Genomic DNA, 24,134 nt, shown 5'->3' on the forward strand with positions numbered 1-24,134 from the left:
GAGCAGTATTCAAGTTGGGTGAACCCAAAAACCAGGCCCGCCTGTTGCAGGTGGCCTGGAGAATTTCCCTTTTGATGATGGTTTTGGGGTTCATCATTATGATAAGAACAATTTCTCCGCTTATATGACCTGAATTTCAGGATGATTCTGATCCTGAATTCAGTCATAGATTTTTGAATCTGTCCAAATTTATTTTGGATTAATATATCATTTTTATGCCTGTTTTAAAAATGTTATTGTTTACCTGGATTGAAACATGACTTTTCTGTTTTTATAATCTGTGTAGTTGAGGTTTGAATTTATTTCCCATGCTGTCGGACACTTTTATTATTTAGAAAGCTATTTTAACGACAAACAGTAATTTCTATTTTATATGCAAAACGAAGCAAGGCTTCTTCATATTACCGGTACTGTTCAGGGGGTAGGTTTTCGCCCTTTTATATATCAGCTTGCAAAAGCCCATAGGCTTTTTGGGTACGTGAAAAATCTCGGAAACTATGTGGAAATCCTCATAGAGGGAAATAAGGAAAGCCTTGATAATTTCATAAAAGAACTCCCGGAAAAAAAACCTCCTCTGGCTAAAGTTAAGGAATTAAAAACAAAAAATGTCCCTTTTTCCGGGTATTCAAAATTTATTATCGTGCCCAGTGAATCCGGGGTTTTTGAAAATTCCATAATTCCTCCTGATACGGCTATTTGCGAACAGTGCAGGTCTGAGATGTTTGATCCTTCTTCCAGGTATTTCCATTATCCTTTTACAGTCTGCACAAACTGCGGGCCCAGATATACAACCGTCCGAACCCTTCCTTATGACCGGGAAAATACCACGATGGTAGATTTTCCTCTTTGCCCGGAATGTGAAACCGAATATATCGACCCTCTCAACCGGAGATATCATGCCCAGCCTGTCTGCTGCCCAAAATGCGGGCCAGAAATCTGGCTTTCGGACTCCGAAGGAAATGTCCTGGTAAAAGGTTATGAAGCAATTGCACATGCTTCGGATCTCCTTCAACAGGGCTCAATTCTTGCTGTAAAAGGATTTGGGGGTTTTCATATAGCCTGCAATGCGAGAAAGGAGGAGCCTGTAAACGAGCTTAGGAGGCGGTTAAGGCGCCCGGAACAACCTTTTGCGGTCATGGCAAAAACTGCTGCAGTTACGGAAACCTTTGCAGAACTTGAAGGTGCAGGCAGGGAATATTTAACTTCTTACCGCCGGCCTATTACCGTGCTCCCCAGGTCAAAGGAATCAAACCTGGCAGAATCAGTTACTTCTGGCCTGCACAATATAGGGGTTATGCTTCCCTATACAGGCACTCAGAATCTGCTTTTTGATCTCGTGCCTGATGCAGTATACGTTATGACCTCGGCAAACCTTCCAGGAAGGCCCATGGTCGTTGAGAATAAAGAGGCGCTTGAGAAACTTAAAGGGATTGTCGATTATTATCTGCTGCACAACAGGGTTATCGCAAACCGGAATGATGATACGGTTATCAGGGTTGTAAATGAAAGGGCGGCCTTTATTCGCCGTTCCCGTGGTTTTGTGCCTGAGCCCGTAGAATTGCCTTTCGAAATCCAGGCTTCTGTAGGCGTGGGGGCTGAAATGAATTCTACGGTTACTGTAGCAAAAGGAAAACTTGCCTATGTTTCTCAGTATATAGGAAATACCAGTCATGTAGAAACCTTCAGGTACCACTCCGAAGTTGTCAGGCATCTGATCCAACTTACCGGAATCGAGCCCCTTTACTGGGGCTGTGACCTTCATCCTGCATTTAACACAACACGTTTCGCGCTAAAGATGGGAGGGGAGGACACTCTTCAGGTTCAGCATCACCACGCTCACATGTTAGCGCTTATGGCTGATAACTCTCTTCCCCTGGATTCCCGAATTCTCGGAATCGCGCTTGACGGCGTAGGATATGGCACTGACGGTACAGTATGGGGAGGGGAACTCTTTGAATCCTCTTACTTTGGATACGAACGTATTGGGCACTTACTCCCTCAACCAATGCCAGGTGGAGACCTTGCCTCGAGGATACCTTCAAGAATGGTTCTGGGGATTCTTTTTGAGAAGCTTGGGAGAGCAGAATTGGAAAAACTTCCCCTTTCTTTTCCGAAAGGAGCTATGGAGTTTTCAACTGTGATGAAACAGCTTGAAACCGGGATAAATATTGCTCAAAGCAGCAGCACAGGACGAGTACTGGATGCAGCAGCTGCCCTGCTCGGGATCTGCAAGATGAGAACCTATGACGGGGAGCCATCAATGAAACTCGAATCTGCCGCAACAAAGAGTACCCATTTCGTAGATCTTCCCATAATATTCAGGAAAGATCAATTCTCCGGAGTTCCTCTGCTTGACACCACCGAGCTTCTTCTGGGAGTATATGAACTTTCCGGAAAGTATTCCCCTGCTGATCTTGCTTTTGCGGTTGAGGAAAACCTTGCAAAGGGAATTTCGGAACTTGCCATATCTCTTGCCGCAAAAAGAGGGCTTGAGAAGATAGGCTTTAGTGGAGGAGTTGCCTATAACAATCATATCACTTCGTGCATTGCAAGAACTGTTACAGAAGCAGGTTTTGAATTCCTGGCTCACCGCCAGGTTCCCTGTGGAGACGGATGCATCTCATTCGGGCAAGCTCTTGCGGCAGGGTTGAGCATAAATCCTGAGAATAAATTTTAAAAACTTTTCTGTCCGTCGGGCAGGCTATTTCTTATAAAATATGATTATATCTTCTCTTAAACGATGGGATTTAGTAAGATTTCGGCATTCTCTTACGCATTTACTTTTTTTTCGAAAAATTTGAGTATTCATAATACAATTGTACGGAAATTTGATTAGAAAGACTAAAATACAAAATTAAATAAATGATACATACTTAGTAGAAAAGGGAGCATAAATGGGGCTAGGTAGTGTACGCATCAGAGTTGTAACAAACAGGGATGAGATTTCCAGCCTGGAAGCCGAGGAGAAGGCAGTACATCTTGCTTTTAGACCTTCGGACCGAGACCTTTTCAGTCTGGTTAAGGCATGTCCTGAGATTGAGTTACTTCAGCTTCCCGCGTCTTCCTACGAAGGACTCTCTAAATTTATCAAGATGTATCTTTCTTCTTCAGGTATTCATCTGGTAAAAGGGGATGTCAGCGGGCACTGGCATGATCTTAACAATTACTTTGTAATACCCGCTTACGTGCTTGAAAAAATAAATGAACTTAAAGTCCAGGGAAGATCTGAAGAAGAAATAATATGTGAGATTACACATATAAGAAAAATTAGCCCTGATATGATTCTTCACTTACTTCACAGCTCTTTTCTGACATCAGGCCCTGAGCGGCCGCGAATGAACAAAGTTTAAATAGAAGAATTCTGGCTTTTCTTCAGTGGGTTTACAGGCGTTTCCACCACTTTTTTGAGGCTTTTTGTTCGTCTATCTGCCTTAACCCCTCGGATGCTAGTTTTTGCTGCATTTTATATTTCCGGTTTTCCTCACTAACCCTCGAAAAAGCTTCTTCTTTACTTGCAAGGGTTCCTTTTAACTGTTTTATAAACTCTTCTTTTTCTCTGAGCTGAATTGCCAGTTTTTCTTCTCCTTCAAAGGCCGAGAGCTGTTTCTCAAGTTTTTTTACTTTTTCTTCTGCTGTTGTAAGCATAGTTTCCATAGTGCTTATTTTTCTTTCTTTCAAGGTAAGTTTCTCTTCAATTTTTTTCATCTCTTCAACCCTTGTAATAACCTCTTCAGCCAGGGTCTTAAGATCTTTATCTTTTATGGAAATGCTTTCCTCGAGTTTTTCAATCTCTCTTTCTTTCGCTGAAAGTTTCTCTGTAAGGATCTTTACGTTTTCTACTTTTTCCCTGAGTTCCTTAGTAAGACCTTCAATCTCATCTTCTTTTTCTGTAATTCTGGACTCAAGGTGTTTTTCGTCTTCACTTTTTTCCGTAAACTTTTCCTGAAGGGCTTGCAGTTCCGAATCCTTCTCAAGGAGAAGTTTTTCACGTGCTTCAATTTCTGTTCTCAGACTGCCGATTTCTTCTTCCCTGTCTATAACCTGTTCGTCAAGTTCTTTTATTTTCTGGCTTTTTTCCTTAAATTCGGCTTTCAGGTCTCTCGTTTCTATCGGCTTGCTGTCAGGCTGAGTATAAACAGTATTTATTTCTGAGTTCTCTTTGTCCTCTTCTACAATAAAAGCTGGAGACATTTCATTTTCACTCTCAGAAGTATACCCTTTTTCCTCGGAAAGGAGCCCTATCTGTCCCCGGGTGTTTTCACAAATTTCAGCCCAGGCAAGGATGGAAGCTACAGGGACAGTTCTCTTAAGTACGGGATCGCCCATCCTGCAGCCGTAAACTTTACTGGCAATGTAACCTTCCAGGGTATCAAGACCAAGATTTTGATCCCCCAACCTTGAGTTTGTTGCGTTTCCTTTCTTTACTTTCCCGCCATTTTCCTTTATACAATTGACAGCTTCGGTAAAGATTTCCCAGGGGAGAAATGGTTCTTTTTTCAGGTTGTCAACATAGACTCCATCCATTTCGGATCGGGCTTCAAAGAATTTTTTCCCGCTCATCAGCGGAATCTTTGCCGGATTTCCTTTCTTATCGAATTGACTCTTTATTTTTGAGATAACAGGATCTTCCATGCATGAGCCTCTTCAAATGATATCTGAAGTATATTGAACATGGCATTTTATAAAAGTTGTGTGATTTTGCCGGGAACCTGGATTAATTTAATTTTGTAACATCTAAAATATATTAAAATTGCCCTGACCTGACGAAAATGAAATTATCTCCAACAAAATTATGGATTTTTTATGGATTTTGTTCTTGACGCAGCCACAAAATCTCTCAAATATTTCTTTAAGTTTTTCTAAAAACACTGTTACACATATTGATTTTTATTATTTAGATGGAGTTTTTGCAAAAACGCCTGATAAAACACAAATAAAAATATCTTTTAAATGAGTTCAGTAATTATAGAAAAATATTTAATGAAGAATTTTTTACTATCAAGTGAAAAAATAGATACATCTGGAGGTTAAACTTTGAAAATAAGGGTTGTGAGTTCAAGAGAAGAAATCTTTACACTGAATCCAAATGAGAGAATAGTACATCTGGCTTTTAGGCCTTCAAACAAGGATATTTTTTCATTGGTTGAGAACTGTCCAAAGATTGAAGTTATACAGCTTCCTAAATCTTACAGGCGTACAGTCTCAAAATCCATAGAAATGTTCCTTGAAATGCAGCGTATCCAGCTTATCGAAGGCGATGTCTGGGGCCACAGGAAGGACATAAACGAGTATTATCGTATTCCTTCATCAATAATTGAGGAAATCAGAGAGCTGAAAACTGAAGGTAAATCTACTGAAGCCATCGAGGAAAAGGTCTCAAGAGAAAGCAAACTTAATCCTGAGATGGTTGCTTACATCCTTAGAAAAGATGTTACAGCCTGAGAGGCTGAAGCAGTAGCTTTAACTTCTCCTCATTTTTCTTTCTTTTTTATATTTTGTTTACTATTGTTTTACGATTTGTATTCTTTTTATAAGCTCATTATTTCTTCAAAATATGCTTTTTTTATAATTTGAGGCTCTTATAATTATGATCTTTTTTACTTTTTTACTTCCCAAACATATTTAATTTTATTATTCCATAACTTTTAATACTTATAAAATTTTATTTTCTTTTTATTTGTTATACTCTTCTATTTTGTCTAACAGTGCTTTCGAATCTTTTGTAGACCTTAATGGTATAACTTATTTAATAGAAAAAGCGTAATTTTCTGCTGAATTAGCAAGTTCTCATTGGTGTTTTTGATTAATGCAAATAGTTCCAGTGCCGAGACAAACTAAATTTCTTTTGAATAAGCGAAAGGAAAAATTCTCATGAACATTTTCTCAATTATAGAGACTTTTTAATATCTTCTGAGATCCTCAATTTGATAGTGATTCTACTGGCAGTTGACAGCCATCATTCAAAAACCAGAAAATAATGAAAAGTCTCTAAAATATACAGAACTTTATGCCATAGCATATGAAAATGGATTGACATTACAAGATGCGGTCTTGATTGAAACTCATCTTATCCATAGGGAATGGAGAAGATACGAATAAATTTATGAGTCTGATTATTGGATCTTTCCGAATTTCAGATTCTTCTAAAATTGTTGGTTGCCTACTAAACAGCTAATATTTGGGATATTTTTGTTCTACAATCCGAGTTGAAATTTCATTTTTTGCTTGAAACCGATGGATTCCAGTTATACGGGGGTGGGATCAGGGACAAAGGATGTTATCAAGCTTTCCCCGAAAAACAAACATGATACTCTTTGAATAACATGCACAACCGATGAAAATGCTTGCAGATGGCAGCATCTTCATGCTAAACGCACATGATATTCTTTGAATAACATGCACAACCAATGAAAATGCTTGCGGATGGCAGCATTTTCATGCTAAATATAAATTGATCAATTTTCATCATCAATTTTCTGCAATATTGAAATATACTCATTTTCTATATTTTCCCATGAGTAATTTTGCAAAACGAACTCCATCCCATTTTTACCCATAGCATTCCTCATATCATCACTTGCCAGGAGAATGTCCAGGCACGCCTTAAATTCCTCATAGTTTTCATAGTACAGGCCGGCATTGCCTCTGATACATTGACCTTTTAACACGTCACACTTCCCATTTACAAGTACAGGAGTTTTACAGAGCCAGGATTCCAGCAGGACCATGGACAAACTTTCGTACTTTGAGGGCATTACTAACAGTTTTGCCGCTTTGATTCCTTCAAACTTGTCCTGCTCAGAGACAAAACCTAAGGAAAGAATATCAGGGTTTTGAGGGATCTCCATAGTTTGTTTTCCCAGCAATACGAGTTTAACAGAAGATTTCTTTTCCTTATTATATCGAAGAAAATACTCAAATAGTTCATGGCAACCTTTAGACTCGTCTACTCTGCCGACAAAGATAATGAAATTATCCAGGTTATATTTTCGGGCAAACAAAGCTGCAGTAGTTCTATCCGGAATATCTATACCTACACCCACAACATCAGAAGGTATATTAGAAACTCTGAATTTTGAAGTGACAAAATTCTTCTCTTCTTCGGTATTAAAAATAAACCGGCTGGGGGATTTGAAGAGCGAATCAAATATCGACAAATAGATCGGAGGTTCGTCATGTGCCGTAGGAACAAGCAGAGCTTTTTCTTTCACCTGTGGGAGGCCGAAAAAGGTAGTACAGTAAAGATAGGTAAAAAAGATAAAGCAAGTATAATCATCTTTAGCATTTTTTATATAATTTAAAAGATGGGTTGAGTACGGGCCCTGCATTTTCATCCATTTAATTTCATCTTCGTAGGTGTGAGTATCCCCAAAAATTTTCTCCGAGAATTTATTAAATGCCAGTAAATCTCTTTCATAATCAACACGAAATCTCCTGACCCGCACTCCATTTAAGGTTTCGATCCCTGCAGGGTATTCATTCTTCCAGGTTGTGTAATCTACCGCACAGGTAGTTAACACTTCTACCTTAAAGTATTTTGATAAATGTTCAGCAACGAGCCTGCAGTGGAATTCGGCACCTCCGTTAACTTCCAGGCCATATCGCTGGACGACTAAGGCGATTTTCATTCGATCACCTTTTGAATATACTCTTTTAGTAAATTTTCCATAGTCGGTCTTTCAAAATATTTTAGTCTTTCTCTTTGTTTCCGGATGATTTTATTTCTGAAAACTTCATCCTGTACTACAAGATTAATCATTTCTGCAATCTCATCACTTTTAAGTTTGTTAATCAGAATTCCCGAGTTTCCGAGAGTATCCGGGATTGCAGTACAATTATAAGCAAGAATAGGCGTGTCAAAGTACATGCTCTCAACAAGAGGAACACAAAAGGTTTCCCATTCGCTCACGCACAGGAACACATCAGCCAGTTTATAGTAAGAAATTAGATCATCCATTGAGACTTTTCCAGGAATATAAACGTCTTTTAACTTCAGCTTCCGAATGATCTCCTGCAATTGATCAAGATAACTTTCGCAACCTTCATAATTCCCTATCAAAAACAAACGCGATTTTGGATTTATAAGCTTATAATATGAGAAAATTTTGAGAATAAGATGCTGATTCTTTTGAGGAATAATTCTTCCAACAAAAAGAAGATTCACGTAATCATCATCAAATCTCGACAAGATACTTTTATTCGGACTCTTATTGTAAATATTGAGGTCCAGTAAAAGTGGAAAAATCTCAGTATTTTTAAATCCCAGGCTATTCAACTCTAGCTGGGTATATCGAGAATTTGCCAGTGCCAGGTTTGTTATCTCTGGGTATAAATTGAGCTCTTCTCTTCCCCATGCCAGTAAATACTGGATGTAATTATTTATTCCATAAAGATATTTTTCGGGCACAATCCCATGAAACCTTATTATTTTCTTGTCTGGCAACGTTCTTACATAATGAGATACATTGGAGCCTATTGAGAAATGAAATATTAACACGTTGTCTTTTGAAGAGACTTTGTTATATTCAAGATGTCTTTTAGCATCCATTTCGGGGTGAATATTTTCAGCGTATATATTTGAGTTATAACCCCATTTTCTAAGAGTTTTGTTAATCTCAATAACCTCATTGCCTATTGCATCACCAGGACTAAAGGTTGGCAATATTTGATGAATTTCCATATTCAAGCCTCTTCAAGAAACCGTACATATTTTTCAACAATCCGGTCCCAGTTAAAATCCACATCTACATATTTCTTCCCATTTATAGACATTTTTCTTCTTAAATGAGGGTTCTGTAAGTAATAATTAATGCATCCTTCAAATTCCTCATAATTCTCAAAATACAATCCATATCTAATTTAATACTTTTGAACTTTCGCTACACTGCCGTTACAGTGCATCCTAATGAACCAGAAATGGGATAAGATATAACCACAATTCGAGGATCACTATTGAAAAACTTTCATTTACTGAAGGTTGACAAAGAAGACTTGTAGCAGCAAATGCATCATATTTATCCTGTTTCTGAACAAAACCCATCAAGTATCTCTTTTTTAAACTTTTCCGGGATAATGATCTCTCCGCTTCTATCAAGACGAGCTTAAGCTCATTCTGATTCTCGTTCACGTTCATGGAGATGCCAATTGTCGTCTATGAGTGAGAAAACGCTAAATCTTTAGTTTAGCAGTGTTCATTTTTTCCCGATTATTGCATAATCCTGGGCCCCATATAAGGCTTCGTTTATCATGTCTATGTTCTGGTTAGAGATCTCAATCATTGATTTATTCTGGTCCGTGTCCTCGAGATTCGGAAGCTTTTTCAATTTCATATCAGGAGGTATAGGGGATGAAAATTTCGTTTCGATATCACGGAAACCTGCGGTACTAACCAAAAATTTTAGAGTTTCCGGATGCACAGGTTTTACGTGGGAGAGGTCTACATAAAAGTTTGCGAAAGAGAACAAGGAGAGGGGGTTAACGGTCTCGAGAATTATGTAAAAACCGTATTTCATTTTTTTATTGCAAAGGTTCAACATATTAACAAGATACCTGGGATTGAGGTGTTCAACCACCTGACTTATGAAAATTCCATCGAGACTTTTATCCTTGATTTCTTCAAGAGCTTTTATGGCATCTTTTAGTTCAACATTTAGACCCTTAGATTTACAGAAGTTTATCATATCCTCATCGACATCAATTCCTCTAGCATTGATGTTTTGCTGTTTTGCCAGTTCCAGAAACTCTCCCCGCCCACACCCAATATCAAGCACATTGGTGCAATTCTCAAAATAGCCTATAAAGTTTTTATGATGCTGCAGAATATTTTCTCTCGAACCGCGGAACCTTTCTTCAAACACATAATAGTTAAGCTGAGGGTCAGTGTTTCCAGAGGCAGTAACCTGAGTATTAGTGTTTCCAGAGGCAGTAACCTGAGTATTAGTGTTTCCAGAGGCAGTAATCTGGGTGTTAGCCTTTCCGGATGAATTATTCTGAGCGTTAGCCTTTCCGAAGGAATTATTCTGAGCATTAGTTCTTCCAGAAGAATTAATCTGGGCATTAGTCTTTCCAGGGGCATTTGTCTGGGTGTTAGCCTTTCCAGAGGTATCTGTTTCCTGGTTTCCGAGTCCTTTCTGTATTTTGGACTCAAGTACTCTGTTAAGCCAGGCTTTGTTTTCAAGGTCCAGATTAACAGTAGAAACTATAGATTCGACTTCTTTCTTTATACTGTCGACAACTTCAGATTTTAACTTTTCAGTTTCACTGCTTAATTGCTCAACTTTGGATTTTAGTAGTTTGTTTTCGTCCTCAAGTTGTTCAATTTCTAATTTTAACTTTTCTACTTTATTAGAGCAGGAGTCTGCTGTTTCCTTTGCATCACTGAGAACTCCGGCAAGGTTATAATTAAGTTGGCTTTGCTTCTGGAATACGGGATCGACATAACGTCTGATTTCTCCGTGCACTAATTTTCGACCTTTTATCAAAAATGTGCCAAAAAATGGACGATGAGAACTGATAGAATAGTTGTCGTTACGAATATCATAATCCGAATTAATTACTTCGGATTCCTGGGGACATCTTACATTTGAGGAGGCCTCTGAAAATACATGTTCTACTTCTTCGATATTTTTTGGATCGTCTTTTTCTTTTCTTTCCCTTATGTTCTCACGAATTTTTTCCATAATCTCTTCAACATTTATTTCATCGTCTTTAATCTCGAACGTATTCACTTTTGATTCCTCTGACCTGCATTCATCCGGGTTTTGCTCAACTTTTGCACTAATGTTAAGTAAAGGCTTATTAGTAATTCCCTGAAGCCAGAAACAGCCTTCTTGCACGAGGTCAATTTGCAACTTATATTCCCCATGCTCTTGAGGAGCGACGATATCTACTTGAAGATCCCGCTGTTCATTAGGATTTAAAGCAGGCAGTATTTCAGTCCTGAGTCCGTCAAAAACTTCATATGTACCGTCAGTTTTCAGCCAGTGATACGAGATATTCACAGGACAAGGAGGTAGAGATACAAGCCGCTCTTTTCCGTTATTCTTAAGAGTTATATGCAACTTGAATTTTTTATTTGAAAAAGTATTAATTGAATCTTTTTCCGACAGAGCTTCTATATTTACTCCATTGCGGTCAAGTTTTCTGGGAGATAATAATTGAACAATCCTGTCCCTGTCCAGATCTTCAAAAGAGCTTACAGCAAGGATAGTTCTGGCATTATTGTACTCTTCCGAACTAAAAGAGTGAGTGAGCGAGCCTGCTAAATCTTGAGAATCGTTTACCCATGTAAGTATATGTGAAAAATATTTATTTAAATTAAGGAACAGGCTTTGAGGAGTTTGCTCATTGATATGTCTCAGATCTTCATAAAACGTCCTGGGATTTTCAGGAATATAAAGTCCGATTGACTTTGCGATTTTTCGCTTTTCCTCGTAAGTATATTGGTAGTACAACTTATTGGGATAAATATATGTAATAAATAAACCGTCTTCTTTAAGGAGTTCTGCGATTTTTAGAATAACTAATTCAAGTTTATCTTTTGGAACGCGCTCAATCAGATCTGTTGCAATAATTCTATCATATTTTTTATTAAACTTATGATTTAAAAAATTGTCTTGAATAAATTCCAGATTCTTCATCGAGGTATTGGCTAAATATTTGGCTTTAGCTGTCTTAATCGCTGAAGAAGAATCGTCAATTCCGGTCACATGAGCTCCGGATTTTGATAAGGTATAGGAGATCTCCCCTCGACCACAACCCACCTCCAGTATATTCATGTCTTTATTCGGATTAGCAAGACAGGATATGGAAATTAAACGAGAATCTTCAAATTCTCTGCCCTTATACCTTTTATAAGAATCAATAATATCTTCTAAATTTGAATTTTCCTTGCTCAGGCCGTCTACAAACATATGCTTAGCCGAGCTTTTGGTTTTAATCAGCAGTTCACCTGCATAGGAAGGTATTGTTACAGCAAATTCGATAAAGTCTTTATATTTATTTAGAAAATACGTTGCACTCAATAAATGTTCATCAGATTTGAAATAACCGTCAACAAGAATCCATTTACTTTTTTCCAGTGCAAGTTTTAAATCATGGAATATACCGTCTCCGTCCTGATGATCATCAATATGAATAAGGTCATAGAAATCTCCAGGTAATGTAGTCATTGACTGACTATTGGCCAGCAAAAATTCTGCCTTGTAATTTTGTGTGATTCTTTTGGCCCAGTTACCTTCCCCTTTGTTTTCTCCAAAAGTTTCCGAATCGTTGTCTATCCCCAAATAAGTTGCATTTTCTGAAGCCTTAAGAAAAGTTATCGCACTATAACCGTACCGGACCCCGATTTCCAGTATAGACGTTGGACGGATCATTTTTGCAATTGCATATTTCATGCGATAATAATCAATCCACTCATTGAATAGATCTGATAATTTATCCCCAGGAAATGCATAATTCCTGAAATCGTAGTTAGTACGGTTATAAGTAGAGATTAACTCATCCAGCATACTCCGTTCTCCACAAAGCAATTTATTAACACAAGCGATTAACAGTTTATATGATTATTTTTCATAATAAGTACTGGTGTCATGGCAAGTTAATTATTGGGCATAATCCTTGGTACCTTCTCATCAGTTTACAACGATTCAAAGTTTACTAGATGATCAATAACTAAGTTTTCTTGACACTAGTGGACTAACAATTAGTGGACTAACAATTAGTTAGACTAAATAATTAGTGGACTAAATTAGTGGACTAACAATTAGTGGACTAACAATTAGTGGACTAACAATTAGTGGACTAAATTAGTGGACTAAATTAGTGGACTAAATTAGTGGGTTAAATTAGTGGGTTAAATTAGTGGACTAAATTAGTGGACTAAATTAGTGGACTAACAATTAGTGGGTTAAATTAGTGGGTTAAATTAGTGGACTAAGTTAGTGGACTAACAATTTGATTTAGTTTGGATATATTATAAGTGAATAATAGTAGACTAACAATTTGATTTAGTTTGGATATTTTATAAGTGAATAATAGTAGAATAATAACTTGATTTAGATTGAATATTTCATATAAGTAATAGTTGAATAATAATTTGATTCTTTTAATACATCACACTTTCCATTTTAGTTCAAGAAAGCATTCTTAAAAATTTCAATATAAAGAGACCTATAGGAATGCCTGTTAATAAGCCTTCCAAAGTAACAGATGATGCAATGTATGATACAGCTAAAATTAATAAATATAACAGGGGAAGAAAGATAAAGTCCAATATGGCAGTAAATAAAAAAATTGGAAGATACAGTACAGATTTAATCTCCTTTTAGACACAGTTATCTTTGAAAAACTGCATATACCAAATGCCATTTGGATGAAATAAATGAAAGAGTTGAAAAATCCAGAAAACAAACATGATATTCTTTGAATAATATATACAACCAATGAAAATACTTGCGGATGGCTGCATTTTCATGTTAAATTCGTTTTAGAGTTTAGGGAAAATTTCGTATAAGTAGGGTTAAAACATAAGAATCCTGTTTATTAGTAGTAAACATTATTTATATATTTATTTATTGTCGTTTAAGGCTACTCCTCGTATCTCTAATAGTTCAGATAATCTATTCAAAGCGTATTTTTTTTCGTTTATCGTAATCTGTAATTTGTTAATCTCGGCTTCTAATTGCGCGATCTCGATTTTTAACTGTAGTATCTGCTCTTTAATAAGATCATTACTTTGCATTATATCGCCCAATAACTATGCATTAACCCCTTAATTCAATAATATTGGTTATGTAAACGCTATTATAAATCGATCCTATGTATAAAATCAATACTATATATAGATCAATGTTATGTATAAATCAATGTGTTTTAACTTTTTGATATTCACTTTATCATACTGCACCGATGTTAACAAACTCTCATTATCCGTTTCTCTGCCTGGGGTTGCTGCAATTCAAAAGTCTTTTTAGTTAATATACTCACAGATAGAACTCTCTGAACAGAAACTGAAACACTTACCTATTAATTTCCAGATTTTCCTATACTGTTCTCTTTATTCCCTTATTCCTTTTAATACCACTTTTAGCAAATGCTAACCGCAGGCTAAGAAATATACCTCCCGACGGATAGATATATGTACTATTCGAAAACAAAATTCACTAAAATATGAATTGAAATACCTTAATCAAGAGCAGGATACATTGTTTTTTAAAATAATCAAAAAGAAAGCTTAATTAAGAAGACACATTGAAGCCGTTTAGCCAAAAATACATTGAAGCCGTTTAGCTAAAAAGACATTGGAGCCGTTCAACTAAAAAGACATTGGAGCCGTACTGCAGAAGAAATCACTTGCTTTGAAGTTATTCCATTCAAAAGGCAGATCCAGTGCAACAGGATTGAAAAACCTGCTGCATGCCTGACGTATGATGTGAAATGTACGTTCAGTATTGTCAAAGTAAAGTTAATACAAAGATTTAAATAAGATGGATTTACCGTTTTGAAATCCCTGTGACATACGGAGTAAAAAAATGGCACCAGTTGAAACGACTGAAAGGTTGGGATGTAGCCTTGGCTTTTTCTCAACTTTTGCAATCGGCACCGGCACTATGATTGGAGCCGGGATATTCGTTCTTCCAGGAATTGCGTTAGCAGATGCAGGTTCTGGAGCAATAATCTCTTTTTTGCTTGGTGGGCTTATTTCAATAGCCACAGCCATCAGCATGTCAGAACTGGCAACCGGCATGCCTCTGGCAGGCGGCAGCTACTACTATATCAGCAGGACGATGGGAGCTGCGCTTGGTGCAGTAATCGGCCTTGGTTCCTGGCTGGCCTTAATCTTCAAAGGCACATTTGCACTCATCGGGCTTGCAGAATACGCTCGGATCTTCTATCCCTTGCCCATATATGTCGTAGCAGCTGCAACCGGCATGATCTTGTTAGTGATTAACTACCGTGGGGCAAAAAGTAGCGGTTCACTGCAGAACTTTATTGTGGTCTTTTTGCTGGTAATTCTGGCTATCTTCATAGCCCGAGTATCTTTTATGGTTAATCCAGCTAACTTTTCACCTGCAACATCTCATGGTATAACCTCGATAATCACGACAGCAGGAGTTATTTTTATATCCTATCTCGGGCTCGCAGAAGCTGCTGCAGTATCCGAGGAAGTAAAAAACCCATCAAAGAACCTGCCCCTGGCATTTATTGCTTCAGCCGTTGTAGTAACCATCTTCTACGTTGGCATAATGGCTGTAGTTGTAGGGTTCCCTAACCTTCAAGGAGCCGAGAAATCGATTACTCCCCTGGCCGATATTGCAGGTCTGATAGCAGGAGAATCCGGGAGAATAGCAATAGCCCTGGGTGCGCTGCTTGCTACACTTTCCACAGCCAACGGCGCTATATTATCGTCTTCCAGGTTTCCTTTTGCCATGAGCAGGGATGCACTTATGCCTGAATGGTTTGTCCTTATCCATCAAAAATTTGAAACTCCCCATAACGCTATACTTGTAACAGGAATATTAATGGTCTTGCTTTTATTCCTGTTCGACATAGAGGAGCTCGCAAGACTGGGTGGAGCTTTTAATATTTTGATATTTATCCTGTTAAATATGGCAGTGATAATCCTCAGAAAAAGAAACCTGCCAGGATACGAACCCACTTTTCGCGACCCGTTTTTCCCCTATACACAAATCTTCGGGATAGTTGGGAGCATAGTACTGCTTCCCCTGCTTGGTGGGTTACCTCTTCTTTTCACCGTAATGATGATTTTTGCTGGAATTGGCTGGTACTCATTCTATGGAAGGGGTAAAGCTATTCCAGAGTACAACTTATTCGACCTGCTGGAGAATACTGTCGAAAAGAAGGAAATAAAACCTGTTCCTCTGGTTAAAGTTCTCGTGCCGATCTCCAACCCGAAACATGAAAGTGCTCTTTTGAAACTGGCAGATTTTATGGGAAGCGAGATAATTTGTCTCCATGTTATCGAGGTTCCGGATCAAACAAACTTAAAATTAGCTCAGGAAGCCTACCATGAGAAAAAAATAGCAATGGACTGCCATTTCAAAGAAGAATTCGAGAGTTATCCTGCAATTCTCGGGCATAAAAGAGAATATATTGCTGCGTTTGACCACAGCATATCAAACTCAATTCTGGAGCAGGCTGAAATTGAGCATGCAGATATGATTATTATGGGATGGCACGAGCCAAAGAGATTCGAGTACTCACATGGTGTTACAAACCAGGTTCTCCTGTCCTCAAAAAGGCCGATCGCGTTATTAAAGGGGCATCTGCCTGACAGCATCAACAAAATCCTAGTAGGGTATAATGGTAAAGAAAACTCGGTCTATGGCCTCTATCTCGCAGAAAAACTGGCTGTAAACACAGGCGCTGGAATGGAAGTTATCAGTATCATTAGCCCGGATGAAGTTCAGGAAAACAGGCAGAAAATTACTGATGAACTCGAGAGCCTCGTTGAGAAAATAACTTCCATACCTGTTAATTATAAAATACTGGAGAAATATTCCATAGAAGATGCTCTACTGGAGGCCTCAAACAACAACGACCTGATAATCATTGGCGACTCAAGTGAAAGATTTAAGATTTCTTTACTTGGGAATCTATCACAGAGGATTGCCAGACATTCTAAGAAACCTATAGTGATAGTCAAGAAATCAAAACCGATCTCAAAAGAAAGTTTTAATTATCTGGTTAAAAAGCACGCCCATAGAATATATGCAAGTCTCAGGGAAAAAAGGTCGTAATAAACTCAGATAAATCAAACAAGCAGTTTTGAGTTAAATGAATTCCGTTCATATCGTCGCATAAGGTGAAATAAACCGACGAAATTGTTTTGATAACAAAATAGAAGTTTCAGTTGAAATAAGAGTCTTTTGAGACTTTTTATTATTTTCTGGTTTTTTGAAAGATGGCAGTCAACTGTCATCGGAATCAATGTTAAATTTTGAAGGTTCCAGAAGATATTAAAAAGTCTCTTGTTTTTCAATTCAGGGTTTTATTCATTCTTGAGAGTATATTCCCGGTCTTGTATTTGTTGTCACTTTTATGAAATTTGTCTTCGTTATAGTACTGCTGCCTGCAGCATTGCTTACAGTAAGTGTAATCTTATAGTTTCCTTCCTGTAAATACTGATGCTTTGGATTCCTTTCTCTTGAAGTTGCTCCATCTCCAAAACTCCATTTCCATTTAGTGGGGTTTCCTGAACTCTTGTCAGTAAAGGCAACTGTTAATGGTGCTTTTCCTGAGGTAGGAGATGCAGAGAGTGAAGCCGCAGGTTTTGAGAATACTATTATGTAATTTTTCTTTGTTACCGTGCTACTGCCGGCGGCATTTGCTGCTGTTAAAGCCACTGTATAATTACCTGCTTTGGAATACTTATGGATTGGATTCTGTTTGGTTGAAGTTGCTCCGTCTCCAAAAGTCCATTTCCATTTAGTAGGTTTTCCTTTGCTGGTGTCAGTAAAGGCGACATTTATTGGTGCTTTTCCTGAGGTAGGTTTCGCAGAAAAGCTTGCTACAGGAAGGGTACTTATCCAAGTATTTGTTACCTCGTTAGAAGTTATTTTACTTTCTTGGCTGTTTATAAAGCTTGCTACAATAGTATCAGTACCTGCAGTCTTTCCAGTGTATGAAAATGTTGCTGTACCGTTTGCATCTGTTGTTGCTGTACTGCTTTTCCCTTTATTTGGGCCGTCAGTTATCTCAAATGTCACGGTCGTCCCTATAACAGGATTTCCAGAGTTGTCCTGGACTGTTGCGGTAAGTTTGTGCGTAGCTCCCACGTAGGTAGTAGCACTCAATGGTGAGAGAACAATTCCTTCTCCAACTACTGCTCCGGTAGACTTAAAGTCAAAATATCCAAAGAAAATATTATCATCCGTAGAGGGGTTTTGTGTATAAACAGAGATTTTTGTATCACCTTGAGAGACAAATGGGAGGAGGTTGTACAGTTCATCATCTGAGCGTGGGTCTGTAGGTGTTGCATTAGGATCGGAGGGGTTATTATTACTGTCACCTATACCCCCTACCGTCAGAAGTGCACCATTTCCATGGTCTCCGTCATCTTCCCCACCAGCAGAGGTTGTCAGACGCTTATTATTAACATCAATTAAGCTGTACTGATCCCCTCCATATTCCTGGTAACCATATGAAATTCCAAGACCCATGTCAATAGCCAGTTTTGGATCGGTTAAATCGATAGGTTGAGACGTTTTAATGTTGAATGTGTCACCTTCAGTAGCTTGAGCTCCAAAGAGTAATACTATCGTGTTGTCGGTCTTCTGGTTAGGGTCATCAAAAATCACTGCTAGAATTTCTCCATCATCGTCATATGTTTTCGTCTCTGTTATGTCTAGATTAACTAGCCCTGCCGGAGCCGAGTCAACAATTGGTTTTACGATAGATGTTACGTCTGCCCAATAGCTATAAGAACTAATAGCACTGGGAGTCTTATCTGTCCAGCTAACATCCTGATTGTTGATTTTGACATCTCCATCGACAAGAGTATCACCACCAAAACCAGTAGAAGCAGCTATTAAATATGCTTCTTTTACTGTTGCACCTTGCGGTTTTTGTACTTGAATGGTCCCGGTATCAGATAATGTACCAAGTCCATCTACAGATAAGCTAATTTTACCTGTTTCTGTTACAGTTGGCGTAATTGCCCCTGTTATTGTTACTTGTTTGTTGAGACCTTGGGCAGTCCCAGGATCTGCGCTTACTGTATCACTTATCAATAGTATTAGAAAGAGTACTCCGATAAATGTTAATATTTTTGTATTTATCTTTTTCATAAATTATCCCCTATTGAAATTTATGATTTTACAGAAAAATTGACACACTACCGTTAAACCCACATTCTGCAGTATTTTTTGAGAATCAATACTATTATGATAACATTTTTGGAACAGATCCAAGTAATTTGGACATTTTATAAAATTTGGTGAAAATTGAATGATATTGTTTTTTGTCTCGAATACACCACATAGTTGCTTTATCTCCTGCTAAAAGTCTAAAAAAATGTACGTTAAATTAAAAACAGATAGCATGAAGATCTATGAAATACGAGATTTTACTGCGGAAGGTGGATGTATGGGATTATTTAGTATTTACTACTAATCCGACGATCTTGTTTCCACAGTACCAGACCTTAACCTGGAAGATGTCAGGGTTAGCAAATGCCTGTTGTACAGAGGTTTCAATATTTACGGATGGACTGGGTAAATATCTCCAATCATTACCTGCATAGAGCCACAAAGCTCTGGTGTTGGAGGAAGGATAAGCCTTCAGTTCAAGCCAGTACTTGGTTGCTATGTTGCTGGTCACAGCTGCTGTATCGACTGGGGAGTCTGATACTGAGACTGGGACTGAGGTCGGGGCTGTTTTCATACTGCTGGTTATCGGAACTATTCCCTGATTATCAGCAGCACTCAAAACCGATGGAATCGCTGCCAGGATTAAACACGCCATTAAACCTGCTATTATAAGCCGATTTTTTAACATATATTCACCTCATTTCGTTCCCTACTATTGTATTTTTCATACTCACCATGTTTTGTAATTTTAAGTTCTTTCTTGAGAATCTTCAGATACTAAGAAAGAAATTTATAAAGATGACCCTCGAAAAAGAGGTCAACTATTTTGCAACATGTGGTAAACACCTATATCGCGTCCTTCTATATGATACTTTTGGCGAACTCTATATTTATGCAATTAAGTGTCAAAATCAAGTATTGTAGCTTCAGTTTATAACTCCATATTTAACAGTCATTTTAGACTTGTGACCATAGGATTATCCTTGCTGATGTGCCTTTATTAAGCCTGCATGAGTGCGTTCTACAATCAATTTTCTTACTATTTGTGCCAAACTTGAAAGTCGATAATGATTAAGATACGGCTTTGCTAAAACATATTTCCTATATTATATGTCAATTTATCAATTTTCAAGATCACTCTAATTTTAAATAACGGCAAGTTTTCATTAATGAAAAATAACAACGCCTAATTATTAGATGAAATTATATATTAAAATTCAAATAACTTATAAAATTGGATAATTTGTAACATTAAATTGAAACCTGGGTAGTAATTTTTCCGAAATTCAGGTACATGTTGACCTTAAAAATAGTACTTTACCTATAAGATCTAAGTGCTTAAAACATAAAATTAAGTACAGTAAAAACTACGGCTTAAATATAAGTCTTAACCATTTAACAGATATACTCGCCCCAAAACCAATTCTACCCTCACTCTATAAGATTTTCAAGACAATATTTCAGAATCATAAACTACATTGCTTATTTATGATAGGCTTGACTAATGCTGTCGTTTTTCGGTTAAATTCATAAGTTAGGTCTCACTTGCGAGATCAAGTTTAATTTTAAAACACGTTTTAGGCTCACTAAAACTGAGTTTTGAATCTGCAAAATTGGAAGTTTTTAAAAGGGAAAATGCTTTCTGCCTTTCGATTCCACCTCAATAGTTTGGATTTTTAGTTAGAAAGTCGAGCTATATATAGAAGGTCAATATAAGAGTAATATAACATTATAAGCAAAAGCTTATAAAAATAATTAAATTTGATAATTAATAGCTTTTGTTTTTTTAAGTGCACAGTCCAAATGGGCAATGCACATTTGATAGGGGGAGCACTATGTCAGTTAAAATCGAATGGCAAATTTTTAAAGCCGAAACCCGGAGCGATGGTACGTGGAGCTCGAACAGTCCTGCCCTTGCAGAGCTGCTCAACGCCATAGCAAGCCCGGACAAAATAAAGGAACCTGCTCTGGATATTGAAGATGCTATGGCTCATCTGGCTATCAAAGGATTGCCATATTTTAAAATAACTGAAATAAATTCAGGGAATAACAGAGAGAATAACAGCATCAATAAGTCCTCAATGGCCATATGCTAGCATGAACTTGCAGGTAAAAACCAGTAAAAACAAGTAAATTGTATCCGGTCAAAACACAATCTGAAAGAAATGTATTATTTTCATTGCATTTTATAAATCTTTAGTATGGGAAAAAATAGAACATTATAATCTTTATATTAAATATAATATTTTTATTTTATTTTATTTTATTTTATTTTAGTTAATTGTACAATATCTGTTTTACATATTCTGGTTTTTCGTAATTATATGTCTATGCTGTTTGAGTGAAAGACACATGAGAGACAAGTGAGCTACAGTCAGGTTTTATACAAAATCCTTTTAAAATAATTTCCTATATTTAAATGGGGGATAAACACCGTATAAAACTAATTCTGAACTACCGAAAACGAGTGGGGAAAAACTGCCGGAGCACGGACAGGATATTTCTAGGAAACGTTCAACAGCGCCTGGGAAGGATATAAAGACCTTTCGAAAAATGAGCAGGTAATAAAATAGAAGAGACTGACCACAAGGTTGCCTGGAACGCGGTGAGGAAATATATGAAAAGAATTCTAAAAGAAACTGGATAAAAAACATATTTTTGATTTTTGAGACTCTGCCGGTTTATTTTTTAAATTTCTTAAAGTTTTTGGGATTTATCAGCAAGACGACTAGTGCATCGATTCCAAAGTATGTCAGAAATGAATTTTTTGAAAACCACTGAAAGCACGGAAGACACGGAAATCAGTAGTAAAGGCGTGTTTCTTCCGTGCTTTCCGTGTTTTCCGTGGTTGTAATATCCAGATAGAATAACTATGCGACAGGCTATGTTTTCCGTGTTACAGAATTCCATGTGACTTGAAAATAATATTTGCGTTATAAACTGTATTTATTTTCTTATTATATATATTTGAGAATCGATATACTAGCTTGAAGATAGCTGTGATGCTCTCCGTGAAAAGGGTAGCAGGAGCTTTCCTACCCGCAAGATAACCAGTTTGGAGATAACTGTAGTGATACTTAATTGTTAAAGGCCTGAAAAGTGAGGCAACATTTTTGGGATAGAGAAAAATCAGAGCAACTTTACACTTTAAATATTTGGATAATGTAGTTATTATAGGGGGAGGGTGTAAAAATGAATATACTATCCTTTGTAATAAACACTAAATGCAAATACTGTACTTCATGTCCACATTTCCAGAAAGGAGGCAAATATTGCGAAGGATTGGACTACTGTAAATGCGGGATATTTTTGAAAAGGAAAAGAGAAAGATAAACTTTTAGAGAAAGATAAACTTTTTCGGTTTTCGCTGTTGAAGTACTTGTTATTAGTCCTTATGCTAGAGTCTCAAACATTTTAAGTTTAAAGAGCTTGAGCGCATAAGTTCGGACTTATAAGCTATTTACAAATTATAATTTAGAAGTTTATACTTCAAGGCTTTTTCAAAAAATTAAATAGCTTACAAATTTATACTTTGCAGGTTTATAGCTACAAAATCTGCATTATAAATTAATACCTTCTTTGCACTGTATTTTATTTCAATTATATGTATCCAGGAAGTCGACAGAGTGATCAGGATGAACTATTTTAAATTTTTAAGTATACTTCTTCTTTTTGCATTTGCTTCCGGATGTATATATCCTGACGCTACCGATAATATTCCTGTTGCAGGTCTAAACTCCGAAGATCTGGCAAAGGATTTACAGAATTTAACACCTAACGGAACGAATAACCCTTTGTATGATGAGACAGGATTGGAAGACCAGAATAAGACCGAAAAGAATGAGAGCACTGTATACCTGGTCGATTCGACGTCTTCTGAAATACCAGAGGTTCCTACTTATCATGAAGAAAAAACAAACGTCGTATATCCCAGGGAATACAGGCTATTGTCCGTGAATCTCCAGAGAGGTATTGGGTCAGAAAATGAGAAAATCGCATCCGAAGTTTTCAATATAACTGGAAAGACCTCAGGATACAATATTAAAGATGCCTGTGATGTTTTTGATTACGTGAACAAGCATTGGGAGTATCGTTATGAAAAAAACGGCGAGTTTTTCTTTGATGCCTCTCAGACTATAAAAGAAGGTTATAAAGGAGACTGTGACGACTATTCCATAGTCATGTCTGCCCTTTTAAAAAATATGGGGTTCAATACAAGAGTCGTTACTGCAACAAACGAGAGCTACGGACACGCCTATCCTGAACTTTACATCGGAGACGACAGGGAAACTGCGTCTGAAATCCTCAGGTATTTACAGGGCAGATATTACTATGCTGAAAATATATGGTACTCAGGAAGAGAACCTAAAGATGGGAAGCTTCAGTACTGGCTGAATTTTGACTGGAGTGGGTCAAATGGATACAGACATCCTGGAGGCATATATTTTAAAGGAACAGAGGTAATTTATTACCCTAATGGACTAATCGAGTTATGAAATAGGAGATAAGTAAGGATTCCCAAAAAGAACCCTTTCTTAATATGTAAAAATTCATTTTTTCTTGCAACAGCTTAGAAAACAAACAAAAACGGGGAAAAAGTGTGTTCACTTCTTTTTCGTTTACAAAATCAAGTCTTAAAACTAAGTTTTTCTGATTAACTTTATATTCGTGTACCTCTACCCCTTTTAGGAAAGAATACTCAGGTCTGATAAAGCAACTCAGGTCTGATTATTTGAAAAAAGATTGTTAAGAGGGGGAATTTTATGGAAGTGAGCAATTACAGCGAACTCATAAGAGGAGATAGGGTACGGGCGAATACACCTCCTGAGATTAACCAGGCAATAGATACAGAGATAGCTGCAATGGTCAGGTTTTATGCAAGCAAAACCGACTATGAAATAGGCAAAAGGATTGAAGAACTTGATAAGGAGTGGGATATAGGACGCATTATGGAAATTCGCGCATCTACAGTTTCTTTAATTGGAATAATACTTGGCTTAAAAAGAAGCAAAATATGGCTTATTTTGCCTACAATGGCTTCAACCTTCCTGCTCATGTACGCTGTGCAGGGCTGGTGCCCTCCTGTATCTATACTAAGAAGATTTGGCTTTCGTACGAGACCGGAAATAGATCTGGAAAAATATGCACTTAAAGCTTTACGCAGAGATTCTGAAAAAATTGCACCTCAGGAGAGCAATTAAACAGCGCAAGTTTGAGAATTGAATCTTAATAAAGAGCTGGTCCCAAAACTCAAAATTGCTTCTCTGAATATCATATTCTGGATTATCAATTGAGCTCCAGACC

16 protein-coding genes are annotated in these 24,134 nt (G+C 37.3%); 8 read left to right on the forward strand and 8 right to left on the reverse strand.

What is annotated here, in order from left to right; genetic code table 11:
- The first annotated feature begins 373 nt into the window (after window positions 1–373).
- Window positions 374–2,677 carry a carbamoyltransferase HypF gene (hypF, locus tag MSKOL_RS15770; protein ID WP_048157608.1) on the forward strand — a complete coding sequence of 768 codons (2,304 nt, stop codon included), beginning with the start codon at window positions 374–376 and terminating at the stop codon, window positions 2,675–2,677.
- 217 nt (window positions 2,678–2,894) lie between these two features.
- Window positions 2,895–3,350, forward strand: a complete 456-nt coding sequence (locus MSKOL_RS15775) for a DUF1699 family protein (RefSeq protein WP_048122527.1) — start codon at window positions 2,895–2,897, stop codon at window positions 3,348–3,350.
- 31 nt (window positions 3,351–3,381) lie between these two features.
- Here MSKOL_RS15775 and MSKOL_RS15780 read toward each other — a convergent pair whose 3' ends face one another.
- Window positions 3,382–4,632, reverse strand: a complete 1,251-nt coding sequence (locus MSKOL_RS15780) for a hypothetical protein (protein WP_048157610.1) — start codon at window positions 4,630–4,632, stop codon at window positions 3,382–3,384.
- A 402-nt stretch (window positions 4,633–5,034) separates the two neighbouring features.
- Between MSKOL_RS15780 and MSKOL_RS15785 the strand changes: the two genes are divergently transcribed.
- Window positions 5,035–5,442 (forward strand): DUF1699 family protein, encoded by a 408-nt coding sequence (locus MSKOL_RS15785; RefSeq protein ID WP_048122531.1) that lies wholly within the window; start codon window positions 5,035–5,037, stop codon window positions 5,440–5,442.
- A 1,013-nt stretch (window positions 5,443–6,455) separates the two neighbouring features.
- Here the strand turns inward: MSKOL_RS15785 and MSKOL_RS15790 are convergent.
- From MSKOL_RS15790 to MSKOL_RS18925, 4 genes are all read right to left on the reverse strand, one after another.
- Window positions 6,456–7,628: a glycosyltransferase family 4 protein gene (locus MSKOL_RS15790; protein ID WP_048122533.1), complete on the reverse strand. Its 1,173-nt coding sequence runs from the start codon at window positions 7,626–7,628 to the stop codon at window positions 6,456–6,458.
- Window positions 7,625–8,680: a glycosyltransferase gene (locus tag MSKOL_RS15795; protein WP_048157612.1), complete on the reverse strand. Its 1,056-nt coding sequence runs from the start codon at window positions 8,678–8,680 to the stop codon at window positions 7,625–7,627. The genes MSKOL_RS15790 and MSKOL_RS15795 overlap by 4 nt, the downstream gene beginning before the upstream one ends.
- Window positions 8,681–8,682: 2 nt before the next feature.
- Window positions 8,683–8,847 carry a glycosyltransferase gene (locus MSKOL_RS19545; RefSeq protein ID WP_197078782.1) on the reverse strand — a complete coding sequence of 55 codons (165 nt, stop codon included), beginning with the start codon at window positions 8,845–8,847 and terminating at the stop codon, window positions 8,683–8,685.
- Between the two features lie 344 nt (window positions 8,848–9,191).
- On the reverse strand, window positions 9,192–12,509 hold the full coding sequence (locus MSKOL_RS18925; protein ID WP_052725555.1) for a methyltransferase domain-containing protein: 3,318 nt from the start codon (window positions 12,507–12,509) through the stop codon (window positions 9,192–9,194).
- A gap of 669 nt (window positions 12,510–13,178) precedes the next feature.
- Here MSKOL_RS18925 and MSKOL_RS20475 point away from each other — a divergent pair.
- Both MSKOL_RS20475 and MSKOL_RS15815 read left to right on the forward strand, forming a co-directional pair.
- Window positions 13,179–13,328 carry a hypothetical protein gene (locus MSKOL_RS20475; protein WP_156151119.1) on the forward strand — a complete coding sequence of 50 codons (150 nt, stop codon included), beginning with the start codon at window positions 13,179–13,181 and terminating at the stop codon, window positions 13,326–13,328.
- A 1,203-nt stretch (window positions 13,329–14,531) separates the two neighbouring features.
- Window positions 14,532–16,760, forward strand: coding sequence for an amino acid permease (locus MSKOL_RS15815; RefSeq protein ID WP_048157615.1), 2,229 nt, complete (start codon window positions 14,532–14,534; stop codon window positions 16,758–16,760).
- A 255-nt stretch (window positions 16,761–17,015) separates the two neighbouring features.
- Here MSKOL_RS15815 and MSKOL_RS15820 read toward each other — a convergent pair whose 3' ends face one another.
- Window positions 17,016–18,809 (reverse strand): PKD domain-containing protein, encoded by a 1,794-nt coding sequence (locus MSKOL_RS15820; RefSeq protein WP_048157617.1) that lies wholly within the window; start codon window positions 18,807–18,809, stop codon window positions 17,016–17,018.
- Window positions 18,810–19,113: 304 nt separating this feature from the next.
- A complete protein-coding gene (locus tag MSKOL_RS15825) occupies window positions 19,114–19,485 on the reverse strand; it encodes a hypothetical protein (RefSeq protein ID WP_156151120.1) in 372 nt (123 codons plus the stop codon).
- A gap of 1,180 nt (window positions 19,486–20,665) precedes the next feature.
- Between MSKOL_RS15825 and MSKOL_RS15830 the strand changes: the two genes are divergently transcribed.
- Window positions 20,666–20,926 (forward strand): hypothetical protein, encoded by a 261-nt coding sequence (locus MSKOL_RS15830; RefSeq protein ID WP_048157619.1) that lies wholly within the window; start codon window positions 20,666–20,668, stop codon window positions 20,924–20,926.
- A gap of 601 nt (window positions 20,927–21,527) precedes the next feature.
- Here MSKOL_RS15830 and MSKOL_RS20480 read toward each other — a convergent pair.
- On the reverse strand, window positions 21,528–21,740 hold the full coding sequence (locus MSKOL_RS20480; RefSeq protein WP_156151121.1) for a hypothetical protein: 213 nt from the start codon (window positions 21,738–21,740) through the stop codon (window positions 21,528–21,530).
- Window positions 21,741–22,465: 725 nt separating this feature from the next.
- Here MSKOL_RS20480 and MSKOL_RS15835 point away from each other — a divergent pair.
- The gene (locus MSKOL_RS15835; protein WP_048158419.1) at window positions 22,466–23,326 is read left to right on the forward strand and encodes a transglutaminase-like domain-containing protein; all 861 of its coding nucleotides are present in this window, start codon (window positions 22,466–22,468) and stop codon (window positions 23,324–23,326) included.
- Window positions 23,327–23,593: 267 nt separating this feature from the next.
- Entirely contained in the window at window positions 23,594–24,031 is a 438-nt protein-coding gene (locus MSKOL_RS15840; RefSeq protein ID WP_048122677.1) for a hypothetical protein, read from the forward strand.
- Window positions 24,032–24,134 lie beyond the last annotated feature (103 nt).

This window comes from Methanosarcina sp. Kolksee (assembly GCF_000969945.1).
Lineage (GTDB): Archaea > Halobacteriota > Methanosarcinia > Methanosarcinales > Methanosarcinaceae > Methanosarcina > Methanosarcina vacuolata.